This window comes from Amycolatopsis sp. A1MSW2902 (genome assembly GCF_017312175.1).
In the GTDB taxonomy this organism is placed as follows: domain Bacteria; phylum Actinomycetota; class Actinomycetes; order Mycobacteriales; family Pseudonocardiaceae; genus Amycolatopsis; species Amycolatopsis nivea.
The window spans coordinates 6,055,830-6,072,390 of record NZ_QJPO01000001.1 but is presented as its reverse complement, the minus strand read 5'-3'; the positions used below and the strand labels follow the sequence as shown (position 1 = coordinate 6,072,390).

General features: G+C 68.8%; 16 protein-coding genes and 1 pseudogene. 8 read left to right on the top strand and 9 right to left on the bottom strand.

Annotated features, from left to right (window positions below; translation table 11 throughout):
• Positions 1–162: 162 nt before the first annotated feature.
• From DMP23_RS27900 to DMP23_RS27890, 3 genes and pseudogenes are all read left to right on the top strand, one after another.
• Entirely contained in the window at positions 163–615 is a 453-nt protein-coding gene (locus DMP23_RS27900) for a (2Fe-2S)-binding protein (RefSeq protein ID WP_337823018.1), read from the top strand.
• Complete coding sequence (locus tag DMP23_RS27895) at positions 602–1,564, top strand: FAD binding domain-containing protein (protein ID WP_337823017.1); 963 nt, start codon at positions 602–604, stop codon at positions 1,562–1,564. Before DMP23_RS27900 ends, DMP23_RS27895 begins: the two co-directional genes overlap by 14 nt.
• Positions 1,561–3,731, top strand: a pseudogene (locus tag DMP23_RS27890) (xanthine dehydrogenase family protein molybdopterin-binding subunit). Before DMP23_RS27895 ends, DMP23_RS27890 begins: the two are co-directional and overlap by 4 nt.
• A gap of 143 nt (positions 3,732–3,874) precedes the next feature.
• Here the strand turns inward: DMP23_RS27890 and DMP23_RS27885 are convergent.
• Positions 3,875–4,726 carry an oxidoreductase gene (locus DMP23_RS27885; protein ID WP_238608451.1) on the bottom strand — a complete coding sequence of 284 codons (852 nt, stop codon included), beginning with the start codon at positions 4,724–4,726 and terminating at the stop codon, positions 3,875–3,877.
• A 72-nt stretch (positions 4,727–4,798) separates the two neighbouring features.
• On the opposite strand from DMP23_RS27885, the gene DMP23_RS27880 reads away from it, so the two are divergent.
• Together DMP23_RS27880 and DMP23_RS27875 are read left to right on the top strand one after the other, a co-directional pair.
• Entirely contained in the window at positions 4,799–5,395 is a 597-nt protein-coding gene (locus DMP23_RS27880) for a TetR/AcrR family transcriptional regulator (protein ID WP_238608450.1), read from the top strand.
• A gap of 199 nt (positions 5,396–5,594) precedes the next feature.
• The gene (locus DMP23_RS27875) at positions 5,595–6,482 is read left to right on the top strand and encodes a hypothetical protein (protein WP_337823016.1); all 888 of its coding nucleotides are present in this window, start codon (positions 5,595–5,597) and stop codon (positions 6,480–6,482) included.
• A gap of 46 nt (positions 6,483–6,528) precedes the next feature.
• On the opposite strand, the gene DMP23_RS27870 is transcribed toward DMP23_RS27875, so the two are convergent.
• The 8 genes from DMP23_RS27870 to DMP23_RS27835 form a co-directional block, all read right to left on the bottom strand.
• A complete protein-coding gene (locus DMP23_RS27870) occupies positions 6,529–7,374 on the bottom strand; it encodes a hypothetical protein (RefSeq protein WP_337823015.1) in 846 nt (281 codons plus the stop codon).
• The gene (locus tag DMP23_RS27865) at positions 7,374–8,579 is read right to left on the bottom strand and encodes an RNA polymerase sigma factor (RefSeq protein WP_337823014.1); all 1,206 of its coding nucleotides are present in this window, start codon (positions 8,577–8,579) and stop codon (positions 7,374–7,376) included. The genes DMP23_RS27870 and DMP23_RS27865 overlap by 1 nt, the downstream gene beginning before the upstream one ends.
• Positions 8,576–8,938 carry a YciI family protein gene (locus DMP23_RS27860; protein ID WP_037818257.1) on the bottom strand — a complete coding sequence of 121 codons (363 nt, stop codon included), beginning with the start codon at positions 8,936–8,938 and terminating at the stop codon, positions 8,576–8,578. Before DMP23_RS27860 ends, DMP23_RS27865 begins: the two co-directional genes overlap by 4 nt.
• 148 nt (positions 8,939–9,086) lie before the next feature.
• Entirely contained in the window at positions 9,087–9,914 is an 828-nt protein-coding gene (locus DMP23_RS27855) for a dioxygenase family protein (protein ID WP_037818258.1), read from the bottom strand.
• A gap of 50 nt (positions 9,915–9,964) precedes the next feature.
• The gene (locus DMP23_RS27850) at positions 9,965–10,900 is read right to left on the bottom strand and encodes a helix-turn-helix transcriptional regulator (RefSeq protein WP_037818259.1); all 936 of its coding nucleotides are present in this window, start codon (positions 10,898–10,900) and stop codon (positions 9,965–9,967) included.
• Between the two features lie 74 nt (positions 10,901–10,974).
• Entirely contained in the window at positions 10,975–11,511 is a 537-nt protein-coding gene (locus DMP23_RS27845; protein WP_037818260.1) for a helix-turn-helix domain-containing protein, read from the bottom strand.
• 13 nt (positions 11,512–11,524) lie between these two features.
• Complete coding sequence (locus DMP23_RS27840; RefSeq protein ID WP_337823013.1) at positions 11,525–13,030, bottom strand: sodium:solute symporter family protein; 1,506 nt, start codon at positions 13,028–13,030, stop codon at positions 11,525–11,527.
• A 4-nt stretch (positions 13,031–13,034) separates the two neighbouring features.
• A complete protein-coding gene (locus tag DMP23_RS27835; RefSeq protein WP_051171722.1) occupies positions 13,035–13,262 on the bottom strand; it encodes a DUF3311 domain-containing protein in 228 nt (75 codons plus the stop codon).
• Between the two features lie 173 nt (positions 13,263–13,435).
• Between DMP23_RS27835 and DMP23_RS27830 the strand changes: the two genes are divergently transcribed.
• From DMP23_RS27830 to DMP23_RS27820, 3 genes are read left to right on the top strand one after another with little or no spacing between them, the layout of a single operon-like run.
• Positions 13,436–14,572, top strand: a complete 1,137-nt coding sequence (locus tag DMP23_RS27830) for an aminotransferase class V-fold PLP-dependent enzyme (RefSeq protein ID WP_337823012.1) — start codon at positions 13,436–13,438, stop codon at positions 14,570–14,572.
• Positions 14,569–15,807, top strand: coding sequence for a metal-dependent hydrolase family protein (locus DMP23_RS27825; RefSeq protein WP_337823011.1), 1,239 nt, complete (start codon positions 14,569–14,571; stop codon positions 15,805–15,807). Before DMP23_RS27830 ends, DMP23_RS27825 begins: the two co-directional genes overlap by 4 nt.
• A 32-nt stretch (positions 15,808–15,839) precedes the next feature.
• Positions 15,840–16,490, top strand: a complete 651-nt coding sequence (locus DMP23_RS27820; protein WP_238608444.1) for an HAD family hydrolase — start codon at positions 15,840–15,842, stop codon at positions 16,488–16,490.
• Positions 16,491–16,561 lie beyond the last annotated feature (71 nt).

The following is a 16,561-nucleotide window of genomic DNA, read 5'->3' as shown; positions in this document are numbered from 1 at the left end:
GTTGCGTAGCGGATTCTAATCCGCTAGCCTCGGTCAAAGCGAGCCAAGCGGATGAATATCCGGTTTAACCTCCGGCGGCTCGCGTTCCCGAAGGGCCGTCACCACCACCATCACGCCGCAGGACGTCCGCCGCGGACGGGCTGCGGGAAAGCGAACCCTACTGTGGACATTTCCCTTGAAGTCAATGGAACAACCGAGGAGCTCGGCGTCGATCCGGGAGTGACCCTCCTGGACGCGCTGCGCGAGCGGCTCGGCATCACCGGCCCGAAGAAGGGCTGCGACCGCGGTCAGTGCGGTGCCTGCACCGTGCACGTCGACGGCAAGCCGGTGCTGTCCTGCCTCACGCTCGCGGCCGCCGTGCGCGGTCCCGTCACCACCGTCGAAGGACTGTCCGCCGAGGACGAACTGCACCCGGTGCAGCGGGCGTTCGTGGACCAGGACGCGCTGCAGTGCGGGTTCTGCACGTCCGGGCAGGTGATGTCGGCGGTCGCCGCGGTGCGCGACGACGTGTCCGACGTCCGCGAGTTCATGTCCGGAAATCTGTGCCGTTGTTCGGCGTACCCGAACATCGTGCGCGCCGTGGAGCAGGCGAGGCAGGCCGATGCGACCGTTTGAGCTCACCGCACCCGCCACCGTCGAGGACGCGCTGGGCAGCGCGGGCACCTACCTCGCGGGCGGCACCACCCTGGTCGACCTGATGAAGCTCGACGTTCTCACCCCGCAGCAGGTGCTGGACATCAACGACCTTCCGCTGCGGGGCATCGACACCGCGGACGGCCTGCGCTTCGGCGCGCTGGAGCGGATGGGCGACATCGCCGCGCATCCCGGCGTGTACCCGGCGATCTCGCGCGCGCTGTTGCTCAGCGCGTCGCAGCAGTTGCGGAACATGGCCAGCATCGGCGGAAACCTGATGCAGCGCACCCGGTGTTCGTATTTCCGGGACGTCGCGATGCCGTGCAACCGGCGTGCTCCGGGCAGCGGCTGTTCGGCGATTTCCGGCGTCAACCGGATGCACGCGATCTTCGGCACCAGTGATTCCTGTGTGGCCACCCACGCCAGCGATGTCGCGGTCGCGCTGGTCGCGCTCGACGCGGAGGTCGTGCTGGCCGGCGCCGAGGGCACCCGGACGGTCCCGCTGACCGAGTTCTACCGGCAGCCGGGCGAAACCCCGGAGATCGAGCACGACCTGCGCCCGGGCGAGCTGATCACCGAGGTGCGCGTGCCGCAGCTCGACTGGGCGGAGAACTCGACGTACGTCAAGATCCGCGACCGGCAGTCGTACGAGTTCGCGCTGTGCTCGGCGGCGGTCGCGCTCGACGTGCGCGACGGGAAGATCGCCGACGCCCGCGTGGCGGCTGGCGGAGTCGGGACGGTTCCGTGGCGGCTGCCCGCCGTGGAAGAGGCGCTGCGCGGCGCGGAGCTGACCGAGGAAGCCTTCGCCGCTGCCGCCGCGGTGGCCGTCGAGGGGGCAAAGCCGTTGTCCGGCAACGTGTTCAAACCTTCGCTGCTGAAGCGGACGATCGTCCGCGCGCTGCTCGAACTGACCGAAGGGAGCCGGGCATGAGTGCGCGGCTGGACGGTCCGCGGAAAGTCACCGGCCAGGCCGATTACGCGCTGGACCGCACGTTCCCGGGCATGCTGTACGGGTACATCGTGCTCAGCACGATCGCGCACGGCGAGATCACCGCGATGGACGTCACCGCGGCGAAGAGCGCGCCCGGGGTCGTGAGCGTCTACAGCCCGTTCGACCCGCTCGAGCTGCACCCGTTCAAGTCGCAGCTGATGGGCGATCTGTGGCTCCCGCTGCAGGACCGGGACGTGGTGTTCTACGGGCAGCCGATCGGGCTGGTCGTCGCGGAGACGTTCGAACAGGCACGGGACGCGGCGGGGCTGATCGAGGTCTCCTACCAGGAGAAGCCCGCGCTGACGTCGATGGAGGACGGGCTCGCGACCGCGGAGGACGCACCGGAAAGCCGGGGCAGCGCGCCGTCGATCGAGGTGCTCGCCGACGGGGTCGAGTCCATCGCGGACGCACTGGCGGAGAGCGCGGTCGTCGTTTCGGAGACCTACCGCACCGCGACGCAGAACCACGCCGCGATGGAGCCGCATTCGGCGGTCGCGAAGTGGGACGGCGGCGAGCTCACCCTTTACAGCGGAAACCAGGCCAGTTACCTGCAGGCCATGGAAATGGCCGGGGTGCTCGGCATCGAACCGTCGGCCGTGCACGCGGTGAACCCGTACGTGGGCGGCGCGTTCGGCGGCAAGGCGGGCACCTCGGCTCCGGGGATGCTGGCCGCGGCCGCCGCCAAGGCGCTCGACCGTCCGGTGAAGTGCGCGCTCACCCGCGAGCAGGTGTTCACGGCGACGGCGAACCGGCCGGCCACGGTGCAGAAGATCGCACTGGGCGCGGACCGCGACGGCACGCTGATCGCGGTGCAGCACGACTCTGGTCGGCCACGTCGATGAGCCGGTCCTTCGTGGAGCCGACGTCGCACGGCACCTCGCGCGAGTGGTACTCGACGCAGAACCTGTCGATCAGCCAGAAGATGGTGCCGCTGCACATCCCGCCGGGCACGTTCATGCGCGCGCCCGGGGAGGCGTCGGGTTCGTTCGCGCTCGAAAGCGCGATCGACGAACTCGCGATCGCGCTGGAGATGGATCCGATCGAACTGCGAAAGCGCAACAGTTCGCTGGCTCCTCCCGGCGTCGATCTGCAGTGGTCGAGCAAGCACCTCGACGAGTGCTACGAGGTCGGGGCGCAGCGGTTCGGCTGGGCGAACCGGTCGCCGCGCGGGCACGTCGACGGGGACTGGCTCGTCGGCATGGGCACGGCGACCGCGATGTTCCCGGGGCTGCGCTTCCCGGCGACGGTCGAGATCGTGCTCAACGCGGACGGGACCGCGGACGTGTCCACCGGCGGGGCCGACCCGGGCACCGGGCTGCTCACCGTGCTGGCCACGATCGGGGCCGAATCCCTCGACATCGACCCGGAACGCGTCACCCCGCACCTGGGCGATTCCCGGTTCGCGCCGGGCGGCATGTCCGGCGGCTCGACCGCCACGGCGAGCACCGGCACCGCGATCATGCTCGCGGCCACCGAACTGCTCGACGAATTGGTGGCGCTCGCCGCCGAGCCGGGCGCGCCGTTCGAGGGCGAGGTCGTCACGTATGCCGAGGGGTTGCTGCACGGCAACAACGGCACCATGCCGTTCGGTGAACTGCTGCGCGCGATCGGCCGGGAATCCTTGTCCGCCAGGGGTTCCTCGGCTCCGGGCGAGGAGATGACGAAGCATTCGTTCAGCTCGTTCGGCGCGCAGTTCTGCGAGGTCCGGGTGCACCGGCTGACGCGCGAGGTCCGGGTGTCGAGGATGCTGGGCGTCTTCGACGGCGGCCGGATCATCAACCCGACGCAGGCGCGGAGCCAGTTGTCCGGCGGCATGATCTGGGGCGTTTCGGCGGCCCTGCACGAGGGGCTGGAAACGGAGCCGAGCGGACGCCCCGCGAACGCGGACTTCGCGAGCTACCTGCTGCCGGTCAACGCCGACATCCCGGAGATCGACGTGCAGTTCGTCGAGTACCCGGACACGCTGCACAACGCGGTCGGAGCCCGCGGAGTCGGCGAGATCGGCGCGGTGGGCATGGCGGCCGCGGTGGCGAACGCGGTGTGCAACGCGACCGGGATCCGGGTGCGGAGCATTCCGATCATGATCGAGGATCTGCTGGTGGAGTGACCGAGGAGGGGGCGTCCGGGTGCGGGCGCCCCCTTCCGGCTTAACCGGCGGCTCGGACTCGGCGGTTTCGCGGGTCGTCGGGGAGTGCGCCGCAGTGCGGTTGCGCCTTTTCCGCGTTTCCCCTCGCGGACGTTCACCGCTGCTCAGCCAGGCAGCTGAGCCCCGCCCGGAAAGTCCGTGGACCGGCTCAGCTCCGCCCATTCCGAGATCTCCTTCTCGACCGCCGCGCGGCCGTTCGCGATGAGGCGGAGGGCGTCGGAGCCGAGGACCAGGTGCGCGGGCGGGTTCGGGACGTCGAGGATGTGCAGCACCGCTTCCGCGGCTTTCTGAGGGTTGCCGAGTTGTTTGCCGCTGGCCGCGAGGCGGTGGTCGCGGATCGGGTTCATCACCTGGTCATAGTCCGGCACCGAGCGGTCGGTGCGGACCATCGACCGGCCGGCCCAGTCGGTGCGGAACGAACCCGGCGCGATCGCGGTGACGTGCACGCCGAACGGTGCGACTTCCTTGCCCACCGTTTCAAGAATGCCTTCGACGGCGTACTTGCTGCCTTGGTAGAACGACGTGCCCGGCACGGTGATCAGCCCGGCCATCGACGTCACGCCGAGGATGTGCCCGCGCCGCCGTTGCCGCAGGTACGGCAGCACCGCCTTCACCGTCGCGACGACGCCGAACACGTTCACCTCGAACTGCGCGCGCAGCTCAGCCATCGTCGACTCTTCGAAGACGCCCTCGTGGCCGTAACCGGCGTTGGCGATGGCGACGTCGATCGGGCCTACCTCGGCCTCGATCTCGTCGACGGTCCGGAACACCGCGTCGTCATCGGTGACGTCGAGGATGCGCGCGAGGGATTTCCCCGGCCGGAGCTGCTCGAACTCCTCGGCGTCGGCCTGCTTGCGGACGGTGCCGACGACGGTGTGGCCGGCTTCGAGCGCGGCCTCGGCGAACGCCCGGCCGAGGCCTGAGCTGGCGCCGGTGATCAGGAAGAGCTTGGTCATGCAGCAAACTCTACCCCACGTCGAGAAAAATCTGCACTGCGTCAAAAATAGTCGGCGTGATAGAACGTGCAGGTGGAAGAGCGAAGCACCCGCCGCCGGACGGCTCCGACCAAGGGCGACCTGCGCGAACGCGCGATTCTCGACGCGGCGGAGCAGCAGCTCAACGAGACGGGCGGGGCGTGCATGACCGTCGCCACGATCGCGCAGGAAGCCGGGATCACCCGGGGCGCGCTCTACTTCTACTTCGGGTCCAAGAACGAGGTGTTCGCCGCGCTGGTCGAGCGGACGGTGGCCAAGCTGCGCGCCGAGGTCGACGCGGTGGACGCGGCCGCCGCGGCTCCCGGCGACGCGGTCCGGCAAGGGCTCGAGCAGACCGCGCGGATGTGGCGCGAGCACGGCACGGTGATGCGCACGGCGGTCGAACTCTCCCCGTCAGTGCCGGCGATCGACCAGGCGTGGCGCTCCGCGGTGGTCGCGCTCGCCGACACCATGGCAGGCGTCGCCGAACGCGCCGGACTTTCGTCCGGGACCGCGGCGGAGGTCGCCGCGGCATTGGTCTGGATGACCGAACGCGTCTTCTATCAGGCGTTTATCGCGGACAGTTCGCTGGACGACGCGGCCGCGACGCTGACCCGGGTGTGGCTGGCGGCGCTCGGCATCCCGGCCTAGCGCCTGGCCGCTCGGCGGGGGCACATCGGAAACCGGCGTGTACTAGAGGGTTGCGACGCCCTTCGCGGTCGTGCCCGCACGGACCAGGCGGGCGCGACATTGGGGCAACGATGGCTCTCCGCGGAACTTCGAGGCAACGTCATTCGGTGCTTCACGTCTTTGTGGGCAGAGATTCGCCAAAAGACACGGGGAGCACGAAATGGGATTCACCGCGATGAAGTCGATGAAGCTGGTCATGGTCGGCGGGGCGGTCGCCGCGACCGCGTTGCTTTCCGCGTGCAGCGGAAACAATGTCGACGGAAATGGTTCCGCGGCGAAGAGCGTTTCCGACGCGGCGGCGGTCAAGCAGAACCCGCAGGGCGGTTCCGCCGGTGCGGCGGGCACCACGGCCACGTCGAACGGCGATGTCAACTGCAGCAAGCACGGCGGGCAGGTCGGCCCGGCCGGCGGCAAGCAAATGGATCTGATCGCGGTGCAAAGCGCGAACGGAACCATTCCCGGCTGCACCGAAGCATTCAATGTGATGACGAAATACTACGAATTGGCGCCGTCGCAGGGCGAAGGCCCCGGCCACCGGGTTCTCGGCATTGAAGGGCACTGGGACTGCGCCTTGGGCGCGGAAGAGGAATTCGCCCAGGGCGTCGTGAACTGCGGCAAGGACGGCGGCACCGAGTTCATGATCAAGACCGCGCCGACCGGCGGCACCGGCGGCCAGCAGCCCGCCGCCCCGACGCGCCGCTTCCCGAACACGACGCAGACCGTGCAGTTCGCCGGGTTCGACCGATCGGTGAACATGGCCCAGTTCCAGCTGGTCACCTGGAAGAAGGGCGGCCCGGACAACGGCCAGTTCGTCCCGGCCGACGCCAAGACCTACCGGCTCCCGGTGAGCAAGACCGCGCAGGTCTTCGGCGCGGCCGAGCTGTGCCCGGGCAGCGAGGTCGCCCTCGACCCGCAGGGCCGCGGCACGAACCCGTGCACCGAGCAGGCCCTGATGGACGCGCTGACCGGCGCGAAGCCGCTGTACGCCGAGATCCACGTCGACAAGAACGACACCATCGACGTCGTCAAGGAGCTCTACCGCCCCTGAGCGGATCCGAACCGGCGGCCGGGTGCGTCCTGGCCGCCGGTTCGCGTTATGCGGTGAGTTTCCGTTGCCCGGCGTCGAAACTGCGCAACGCGGCGCCGACGGCCGCGGCGACGGTGATCTCGTAGACCTCGTCTTCCTGGTATTTCGTGGTCAGCTCGGCGAAATCGGCGTCGGTGAGCCGGTAAGACGCGTCGCGAACCTTCTCCGCGAACGGCTGCAGCGGCGCGGGCAGGCCGTCGCCGCTGGCCGCCGCTTTGCGCAGCGCCGGGTCGGTTGTCGCGGGTGCGGTGAACACGGAATATCGCAGGTTCTCCACCGGATCCTCGTGCTTGCCGCTCGGACCGCCGGCGAGCAGAAACCCGGGGAACCGGTACCCGAATTTGTGCAAGGCACGGGTCCCGCTCTCCAGTTGGCCTTCGCGAAGCACGAAGCCGAACGCGTTCGCGAGCCGGTTCACGATGTTCCACACCAGATTCACCCGCAGCGCTTCGCGAATCGCCTCCGGCGGGAGATCCGGCAGAACGATCTGGTCCGGGTTCAGCGTGACGGTCTCCAGGAACGCCCGAACGGTGCGCACCTCGGGCCGCGCCGCTTCCGGTCGCGACGGGTCGATCTCGCCTTGTCCGGCGATCCGGGTCAGCTCCGCGTGCGAGTCGATGCAGAACGGGCAATCGTGCAGCAACGCCGTTGACATGGCGAGGAATTCGCGTTCCCCGGCCGTCCAGAACGACGGGCCGCGCATCGCCGGAACGGTGACGTCCAGCAACGGCCGGGCGAAAAAGCCGGGCCGGTACAACAGCATCTTGACTATGTCCGGCGGCTGTTTCGACGTGGCCGACATGAACATCTTGGCGCGCAAGCGATGTCCGTTGTCGAGAATGGACAGTCTCATCAGGACTCCAAGGTGGTCAAGCGGCTGGCGAGGAATCGCCGGTCGGCTGGGTTGACAGCGAGTTCGTGGGCGCGCCGGTACGCGGCCATCGCCTCGTCGGTACGGCCGAGTCGGCGCAGCAGATCGGCGCGCGCGGCGTGCATGAGGTGGTACCGGTCAAGGCCGTCGATACCGTCGATCAGCGCCAGGCCTTCTTCCGGGCTGGTGGCCATGGCGACCGCGACGGCGTGGTTCAACGCGATCACCGGAGACGGATTCGTTTCGTACAAACGTTGATAGAGCCCAGCGATCGCCGCCCAGTCGGTGTCCGCGGCGGAACGAGCCTGCGCGTGCTGGACGGCAATGGCGGCCTGCAACTGATACGGCCCGGGATTCTCGAAGCGCAGCGCCCGGTCCAGCAGACCGATCGCTTCGGCGATTTCGCCGTGGTCCCAACGGCTTCGGTTCTGGTCTTCGAGCAACACGACGTCGCCGTCGGGCGTGTAGCGGGCGGCGGTGCGCGAATCGTGCACGAGCAGCAGCGAAACCAGGCCGAGCGCCTCGGGTTCGTCCGGCATGAGCGTCGCGACCAGTTTCGCCAGCCGGATCGCTTCCTGTTGCAGCTCCCGGTGTTCCGGCGCGGTGTAGCCTTGGGTGAAGATCAAGTACAACACCGCCAAGACCCCGGACAACCGCTCCGGCAGCAGATGATCGGCCGGTACGGCGAGGCTGATCCCGGCGTCGCGGATCTTGCGTTTGGCCCGCACCAGCCGCTGCGCCAGCGTCGCCTCGCTGACCAGGAACGTCCGCGCGATCTGCGCCGCGGTCAGCCCGGCCACCGCCTGCAGGGTCAACGCGACGCGGGCCTCCTCGGCGAGCGCGGGGTGGCAGCAGGTGAAGACGAGACTGAGCCGTTCGTCGCCGATCGCGAGCAGGCTGTCCTCGGACCGATCCACCGTGACCTCCGGCTGTCCCCCGAGCTGAGCGAGCTTCTCCAGGCCGCGGCGGGCGCGCCGGAGCCGGTCGATCGCGCTGTTGCGGGCGGCGGTCAGCAGCCACGCCATGGGGTCGTCCGGCGGCTTGTCGCCCCAGCTGCGCAGGGCGAGCGCGCAGGCGTCCTGGAGCGCGTCCTCGGCGAGTTCGAAGTCGCCGAGGACGCGGACCAGCGCCGCGAGCATCCGGGCCCGGTGCTCGCGATAGACCTCCCGCAGCAGCGGCGACGTCATGCGTGGCCGGTCAGCCCGGGCACACTGGCGACCGGGCGCACCTCGACGGTGCCGACCGCGGCCATCGGGCACAGCGCGGCGAGTTCGAGGGCTTCGTCGAGATCGCGGCAGTCGAGGACGTAGACGCCGCCGAGATGCTCGTGGGTCTCCAGGAACGGCCCGTCGGTGATCAGCGTCTTCCCGTCGCGGACGCTGACCGTGGTGGCGGTGTGCTCGCCTTGCAGCGGATGCTCGGACACGAGCGCCCCGCGCCGGCGGCATTCGTCGGCGAACGCGTTCACCCTGGCCAGCGCGTCCGGGAAGGCCGGATCGCCGGGTTCCGGGCGGTCGCAGTTGTAGATCACCAGCAGGTACAGCATGTGTCCTCCGAGGGCCGGTCCGGCGAGTTCGCAATGGAAGACGAACGCGTCGACCGTAACTCGACAGCGCGTGCCGGGCTTCTCGGAAATTCCCGGAGAACGGAGAACGGCGGGCCCGGGGGAGCCCGCCGTTCTCGTGGGGAGGAGATCAGCCCTTCTGCCACAACGCTGGCGCGTTGGGCGGTTCCCAGCCCTGCTGGGCGGTGTGGCCCTGCAGGCACACGTAGCTGACCCCGTTGAACGTGACGCGCGTGCCGGCGGTATACGACTTGCCCGCGGTCCAGGACGTCCCGCCGGGCTGGCCGGTCGGCGACGTCGGACTCGTCGAGGGCCCGCCGGTCGGCGTCTGCTGGACGTTGAGCACGAAGTCGAACGCCGCCTCCTTGGCGTTGTTCGGGGCGTCGCGGACGGTCATGAGCAGCCGCGGGTCGAAGATCGTGTCGGTGTTGTTCCGCGGTTCGCCCGGGAAGTACAGCTGGGTCGTCAGGATCGGCTCCCCGGGGGCCTGCACCTTGACGTGGATGTGCCGCGTCCGGCCGGGGTAGAGGCCGGGCACGATCGTGGTCAGCTTGAACTCGCCGAGGTCGTTCGTGTACTGGTGCCCGCGGAAGGTGTACCCGACGTTGTCGTACGCGCCGTTCACGTCCGCCTGCCAGAAGTCCAGCAGTGCGCGGCTGACGGGCTGGCAGGACAGCCCGAACACGTAGCCGCTCACGGTGAGCCGCTGGCCCGGGGTGTTGGCGTCGACGAGCACGCTGCGCTCGGGGGAGTTCGGCTTGAAGTACGGGCCTTCGGTCTGGTCGATCGTCGGCTCGTCGCCGTCGTGGCAGTACGGGGTGGGCTCGACCTTCTGCCCGCCGGCGAAATTCGTGCGGGCCAAGGCGGGGCCGCCGACGAGTGCCACCGGCGCGGCGACTCCGGCGGCCAGCGCGGCCTTCAGCACTGCCTTGCGGCTGAACTTTCTGTCTTCGTCCATGCCTGCTCCTCGGTGGGGGCTCGGGATTCCCCTCGACGGTAGGGAGGAGATCAGCCCGCAGCGATGGACGGAGTCATGCAGTCGTGGTGAATCTTCGGGGCGGTGTCGCCGGTGCGGCGGAATCCGCCGGGGCTCAACCCCGTTTCGCGCCGAAAGAACCGACAAAAGTAGGCCGGGTCAGCGAATCCGACGCGGCTGGCCACCTGCCGCACGGACAGATTCGTCCGCAGCAGGAACCGTTTCGCCTCCTGGGTCCGCGCCTCGCGCACCAATTCCGCCGCGGTACGCCCGGTTGCCGCCTTGACGGCCTCGGTGAGATAGCCCGGAGTGACGCCGAGCCGTTCGGCGTGCGCGCGCACCGACCACAGTCCCAGCTCCGATTTTTCCGCCTGCTGCGCGAATTCCGCCGCTACCGCACGGGCGCGGGCGGGTGCCGGCGCGGACGGAATCCCGGGAAGCCGCCCGGCGCGCACGATCAACACGTGCAGCAGTGCGCGCAGCACGGATTCGCCGTCCTCGCCGCCGCGCCGGAATTCCTCCTCGAGTTCGGCGATCAGCCGCGCGGTCCGGTCGTGTTCGGCCCGGTCCAGCCGCAGCCACGGCCGTTCGCGCAGCCTGCGCAGGGTTTCGCGGTCGGCCGGATGGTCGAAGAGGAAGTCGTCGGTGAACAGCACGACCGATCCGGCGAGTTCGCTCGCCTCCCAGTGGTGCACCTGGCCCGGCGTGACGACGCCGAGGTGCGGCGGGCTCAGCTCCCACCGCGTCAGGTCGACCACGTGCGCGCCGGTCCCTCCGGTGACGAGCACGATTTCGTAAAACGTGTGCCGGTGCGGGAATTCCGCCCGCGACAACGGGCCCACCGCGTCGAAAGACCCGACCGCGAACGGCACCGCGTCGGGCGCGGGCACCTCGAGCCGGTGCAGCGGAAGTTCACCGGTTTTGACCGGTCGGCAGCACATTCCCGGAGGCACCGTCGTCCCTCGCATCAGTCCGTCCTTTTCGCCGGTTTCGGAACGAAAAGTCTAGACCAATTTTGGCCACGATACTTCCGACGGAAGTATCAGTAACTCGGTGGAGTGACGCTCACGAGGAAACGGGCGGTGGTCCGGCCGTCGTTGCGGAAGCGGTGCGGGATGGTCGAATCGAAGTGGCAGCTGTCGCCCGTCTTGAGCACGTGCGTCTGCTCGCCGACCTGGACGGTCAGCCGTCCGGCGATCACCACCACGCATTCCTCGGAGGGATGCGAGCGCAGTTCGTCGGACGAGGCGCCGCCGGGTTCGAGCACGCCTTCGAGCACCTCGAGCTTCGCGCCGCCGGGGGAGGCGCGGGTGTAGGTGATCGCGTGGTGCGGCGAGGAGATCCGGTACCGGTCGTCGTGCCGGATCACCGCGACGGTTTCCTCGTCCGGCTCCTGGAACAGGCTGAACAGCGGGATGTCGAGCACCTCGGCGATGCGCCGCATGGTTTCCAGGCTGGGGTCGGTGACGCCCCGCTCGACCTGGCTGATCAACCCGGTCGACACGCCCGCCTGGTCGGCGAGCTGGCGCACGGTCAGCCCGCGCAGGGTGCGGAATTCGCGGATCCTCGTCACGGTCACCCGATCATTATCGTCAAACGGTGCTCCGGCGCAGGTCACTGGCCTCCGCGGGTCCCGCTGGGCGGTCCCCTGTCCCGACCTCGACCGCGGTTCGCGACGGCGGGCGGGTCACCAGGCTGACCGCCACCGTCACGATCAGGTTGACGACGAGCGCGGGCAATCCGACGACGGTCCCGGGCGGCATCGCGTGCGCGACGAGCGAACCGAGCGCGGGCACCCCGACGATCAGCCCGCCGCACAACGCACCCGCCGCCAGTCCGGGCGCGGTGACCCGGCGCCACAGCATCGAAAGGAACAGCGCGGGAGCGAGCTGGCCGACGGCGCTGTACACGTTCGTCATGATGCTCAACAGTTTTTCGTTGCTGTGCGCGACAAGAAGCACGGAAAGCGCAGTGAAAACGAGAACGCCGACGCGCATCGCAGTCAGCGACGAGGCCCATTTCTTCGACCGGGCCCCGAGCACGTTGCGGGTGAACAGACTGCTGGCCGCGAGCACGAGCACCGCGGTCGGCACCAGCGCGACGAGAATGCCCGCGCCGCCGAGCAATCCGATGACCCATTCCGGATACTTCTCGCGCACGAAAATCAGCAGCGACGCGTTCGCCTGTTTGTCGGTCAGCTTCGGCAGTGCGAGCACCGCGGCGAGCGCGATCATCACGATCAGGACGTAGAACAGCGAATACAGCGGCTGGACGACTTGATTGCGGCGGATCGTCGCGACGTCCTTCGCGCTGTAGGACACCTGGAACATGTGCGGCAGCGCGAACGAGCCCAGCGGTGTCAGCAGCAGGAAGCTCATCCACCACCAGGTGTTCGTGGCGGTCGAACCGTGGAGTCCGGGCAGTGTCGCGCCGTTCGGGTGCGCTTGTTTCATCGCGTCGAACACGCCGAGCGGACCGCTCACGCCGGCCGCGTCCGCCGCGCCGATCGCGACCACGAGCAGGATCGCGATCAGCAGGACGTCCTTGACGATCGCGGTGAACGCGGCGCTGCGCATCCCGCCGACCAGCACGAACCCGGCGACCAGCGCCCCGCCGGCGACGACGTAGACGAGCGACGGGACCTCGCTGCCGAACAGGCTCGCCAGGATCAGGCTGAGCCCGGTCAACTGGACCTGGGCGTACAGCAGCAGCGCGACGATGCCGAAGACCGCGATCAGGCCGCCGAACCAGCGGGCTTCGAAGCGGGTGGTGAAGTAGTCGGCCATGGTGACCAGGCCGTGCTGTTTGCCCGCACGCCAGATTTTCGGCACCACCCAGTAGCCGACCGCCGCGGTCAGCACGACCGTGCCGAGGACGTAGAACCCGGGCGCGCCGTTGCTGAACACGCCCTGCGACGCGCCGAGCAGCGCGAACGTCGTGAAGGTTTCGCCGACCAGCAGGAACCAGAACAGCCAGGTGCCGAACCGGCGTCCGCCGACGGACCATTCCTGCAGATTCATCGCCCGGCCGCGCGCGGCGGCGACGGTGCCCCAGACGATCGAGCCGACCGCGATCAGGAGAGCGAGTGCCAGTGCCATCGCGCTACACCCGGTCCAGGTCGCCGCGGCGGCGGTCGATCGCGTAGACGAGACCGATCGCGCCCGAGCCGATCAGCACGCCCGCGGTCATCCACACCAGCAGGAACGGGATCGAGCCGAAGACGTAGTCGATCCGGTTGACCAGGGGGATCGCCGCGACGCACCACGCGAACGGGACGACGAGCAGAAGCCAATGCCAGCGGCGGCGGTTGCCTGGTGCGGTTCGGGTCATGATCGCTCCTCAGCTACCCACGTCGATGTGTTCAGCCTGGATGAATGTGCATCAGTGTGAGCGATGACTTGTGTCGCGTCAATGACGACAATCGTGGCGGCGCGAGAGAGGGTTGCGCAGTGGAAGTGCTCGCTGTTCACTGTGGCTGACGGCAGTTCTCGCGGAGGTGACTCGTGGATCCCGACCGGTTCCGTGCCCAGTTCCCCAGTTTGGCCGACACCACGCACCTGGCTTCGTGCAGCCAGGGCGCGGTTTCCACGCAGGTCACCGCGGCGTTGGGGGAGCTGGCGTATTCGCTGCGCGACCAGGGTGCGCCGTGGGGTCCGTGGATGACCGAAGTCGAGCGTTTGCGCACCGCCGCGGCGGGTTTCCTCCATGCGCAACCGGACGAGATCGCGTTGGTGCCCTCTGCGTCGCACGCCGCTTTTCAGGCGGTCAACGCGGTCGACTTCGACGACGGCGGCGTGATTGTGTCGATGGCGTCGGAGTTTCCCAGCGTCGGGCAGGTGCTGCACGCGCAACGTCCGGCACACGAGCAGATGCGGTGGGTCAGCCAGGACGCGATGCGTTCGCTCGGAGTGATCGAGGCGTACCGGGCTCAGATCGATTCGTCGACTCGGCTCGTGTCGATCCCGTTCGCCTTGTACACCAACGGTTCCCTGCAACCGGTGAACGAAATCGCCAAACACGCGCGAGCCGTCGGGGCCCGAGTTTTAGTCGATGCCTACCAAGCGGTCGGTGTCGTCCCCGTCGACGTCACACAACTGGACTGCGACTATCTGGTCACCGGCACCCTCAAGTATTTGCTTGGCTTGCCCGGAATCGCGGTGCTGTTCGCCCGCAGCGGCGTCGAAGACCACCAGCCGCCGCGGATGACCGGCTGGTTCGGCCGCGTCGACCCGTTCGACTTCGATCCCGCGCTCCTCGACGTCCCGACCAGCGCCCGCCGTTTCGAATCCGGCACCCCCGGAATCCCCGCCGCCTACGCCGCCCGCGCAGGAATCGAAGTCCTCAGCCACCTCGATCCCGCGGCGGCCTGGGCCCACGTCGAACGCCTGGTCGCGGAAACAACCGAACGCCTCACCGCCGCGGGAGAAACGCTGAACGGACCCGCACCCGACACTCGCCCCGGTCCGCAAGTCGCACTGGTCGACGCCGATCCCGTTGCCCTGGCGGACTTCCTCGCCGCCCGCCGCATCGTCACCGCGCCGCGCGGGTCGAACCTGCGGATCTCCTTCCACTGCTACAACACCACCGACGACATCGACCGCCTGTGCACGGCGCTCGCGGAATACCGGAGGCACGCATGATCCTCACCGCCGCGCGGCTCTTGACCGACGCGTCCGCCCCGCTGGTCCACGACGCCGCCGTCGCCGTCTCGGACGGTGTGATCACCTATGCCGGACCACGGAATTCCGCTCCGGACGGCCCGGTGACCGACCTCGGCGACGTCACCCTGATGCCCGGATTGATCGACTGTCACGTCCACCTCTGCCAGGACCCGGGTTCCGGCGAAGTCAGCCTGGAAATGCCCAGCGACGATGACGTACTGAGCCGCCGGATGATCGCCAACGCGCAGCGATTGCTCGACGCCGGAGTCACCACCGCCCGCGATCTAGGCGCGCCCGGCACCCTGGGCACCCGCGTACGAGACCTGCTTGCCGCCGCCCCGAACGCCACCCCGCGAATCCTCGCCGCGAACGCCCCGATCACCGTCACCAACGGCCACGCCGCGTCCATGGGCGGCATCGCGGACGGCGTCGACCAGGTCCGCGCGAGGGTCAAACAGCACGCGGAGGACGGCGTCGACCTGATCAAAGTCATGACCACCGGCGGCTTCATGACCCCCGGCAGTCATCCGGCGCAAGCGCGCTACACCGTGGATGAGCTGACCGCGTTGGTGTCCGAAGCACACGACCGTTCCCTGCCGGTCACGACGCACGCGCTGGGCGTCGAAGGCATCGAACGAGCCGTACTCGCCGGGGTCGACTGCATCGAACACTGCGGCTGGGTCACCCGTACCGGTACGGAATTCGATCCGCGAATCGCCGAGATGATCGTTTCCCGCGGAATCGCCGTGAGCCCGACCATGAATACCGCTTGCACCGCAGCGGACTACATGTGCCCCTGGGATGAACGCGACGCCGTGGTCGGCAACCTGCGCGCGCTGATCGCCTTGGGAGCCGTCATCGTCGCCGGGACGGACGCTGGAATCCCGCTCGTGCACTTTGAACGCTACGCAGACTGCCTGGACACCTTCGCCGAAGCCGGAATGACCCCACGGCAAGCGATCGCCAGCGCCACCTCCGTCGCCGCTCGCGTGTGCGGCTTGTCAGACGTGACCGGCCGATTGGTCCCCGGTCTGCGCGCGGACGTGATCGCGGTGGACGGCGACCCGACCGAGTCGCTGGCTTCGCTGCATCACCCGCGTTTCGTCCTGGCGGACGGTCTTCGCCACGAAATCCGCAACACCGACCTGGGAACGGGCGATTCGGCCGCGCGGGAGCGCATCCGCCGAAACCTCGAGCAGGGAGCCGGACGATGACAGACTGAAGATCCGCTGACGGAAGGGATCCAATGCTGTTCGACTGGACGCCACAGGCGGTCGTCTTCGACTGCGACGGCCTGCTGATGGACACCGAACCCTGCTGGTCGGTCGGCGAAACGGAGCTTTTCGCCCGCCGTGGACTCCCGTTCGGACCGGAGCAGAAGGCGCTGGTCATCGGCAAATCGCTCGCCGCGGCGGCCGACACCATGGCCGAGGTTTTCGGCGAACCGGGCAACGGTCCCGCGATCGCGGACGAGTTGCTGGCCTTGGTGACCGACGTGGTGTCCGCCAAAGCCGAAGCGATGCCCGGTGCCCACGAACTGGTCGAACTGGCCGCCGCCGCGGTGCCGGTCGCGGTGGCCAGCAACTCGCCACGCGCTCTCCTGGAAGCCGCGTTGAAGCGAGGCGGCTTCGAGTTCTCGATCAGCGTGGCTGCCGACGAGGTCGTCGCGCCGAAGCCAGCTCCGGAGATCTACCTGACGTCCTGCACCCGGCTCGGCGTGGCTCCGGCTTCGGCCCTCGCCTTCGAGGACTCGATGACCGGCCTTCGGTCCGCCCGCGCCGCCGGCGTGCCAGTGGTCGGGGTCCCGACGTTGTCCGGCACCGAGTTTCCCGCCGACGTCGTGGTCCCGTCCCTGCGCGACGCGGACCTCCTGGCCTGGATCCGGCGGTGGCGGTAACCACGCGTCCGCGCACGTGAAGACCCGCCCGTCTCGTGATTGACTGGCCGGCATGGCCGTACTTCCGCATC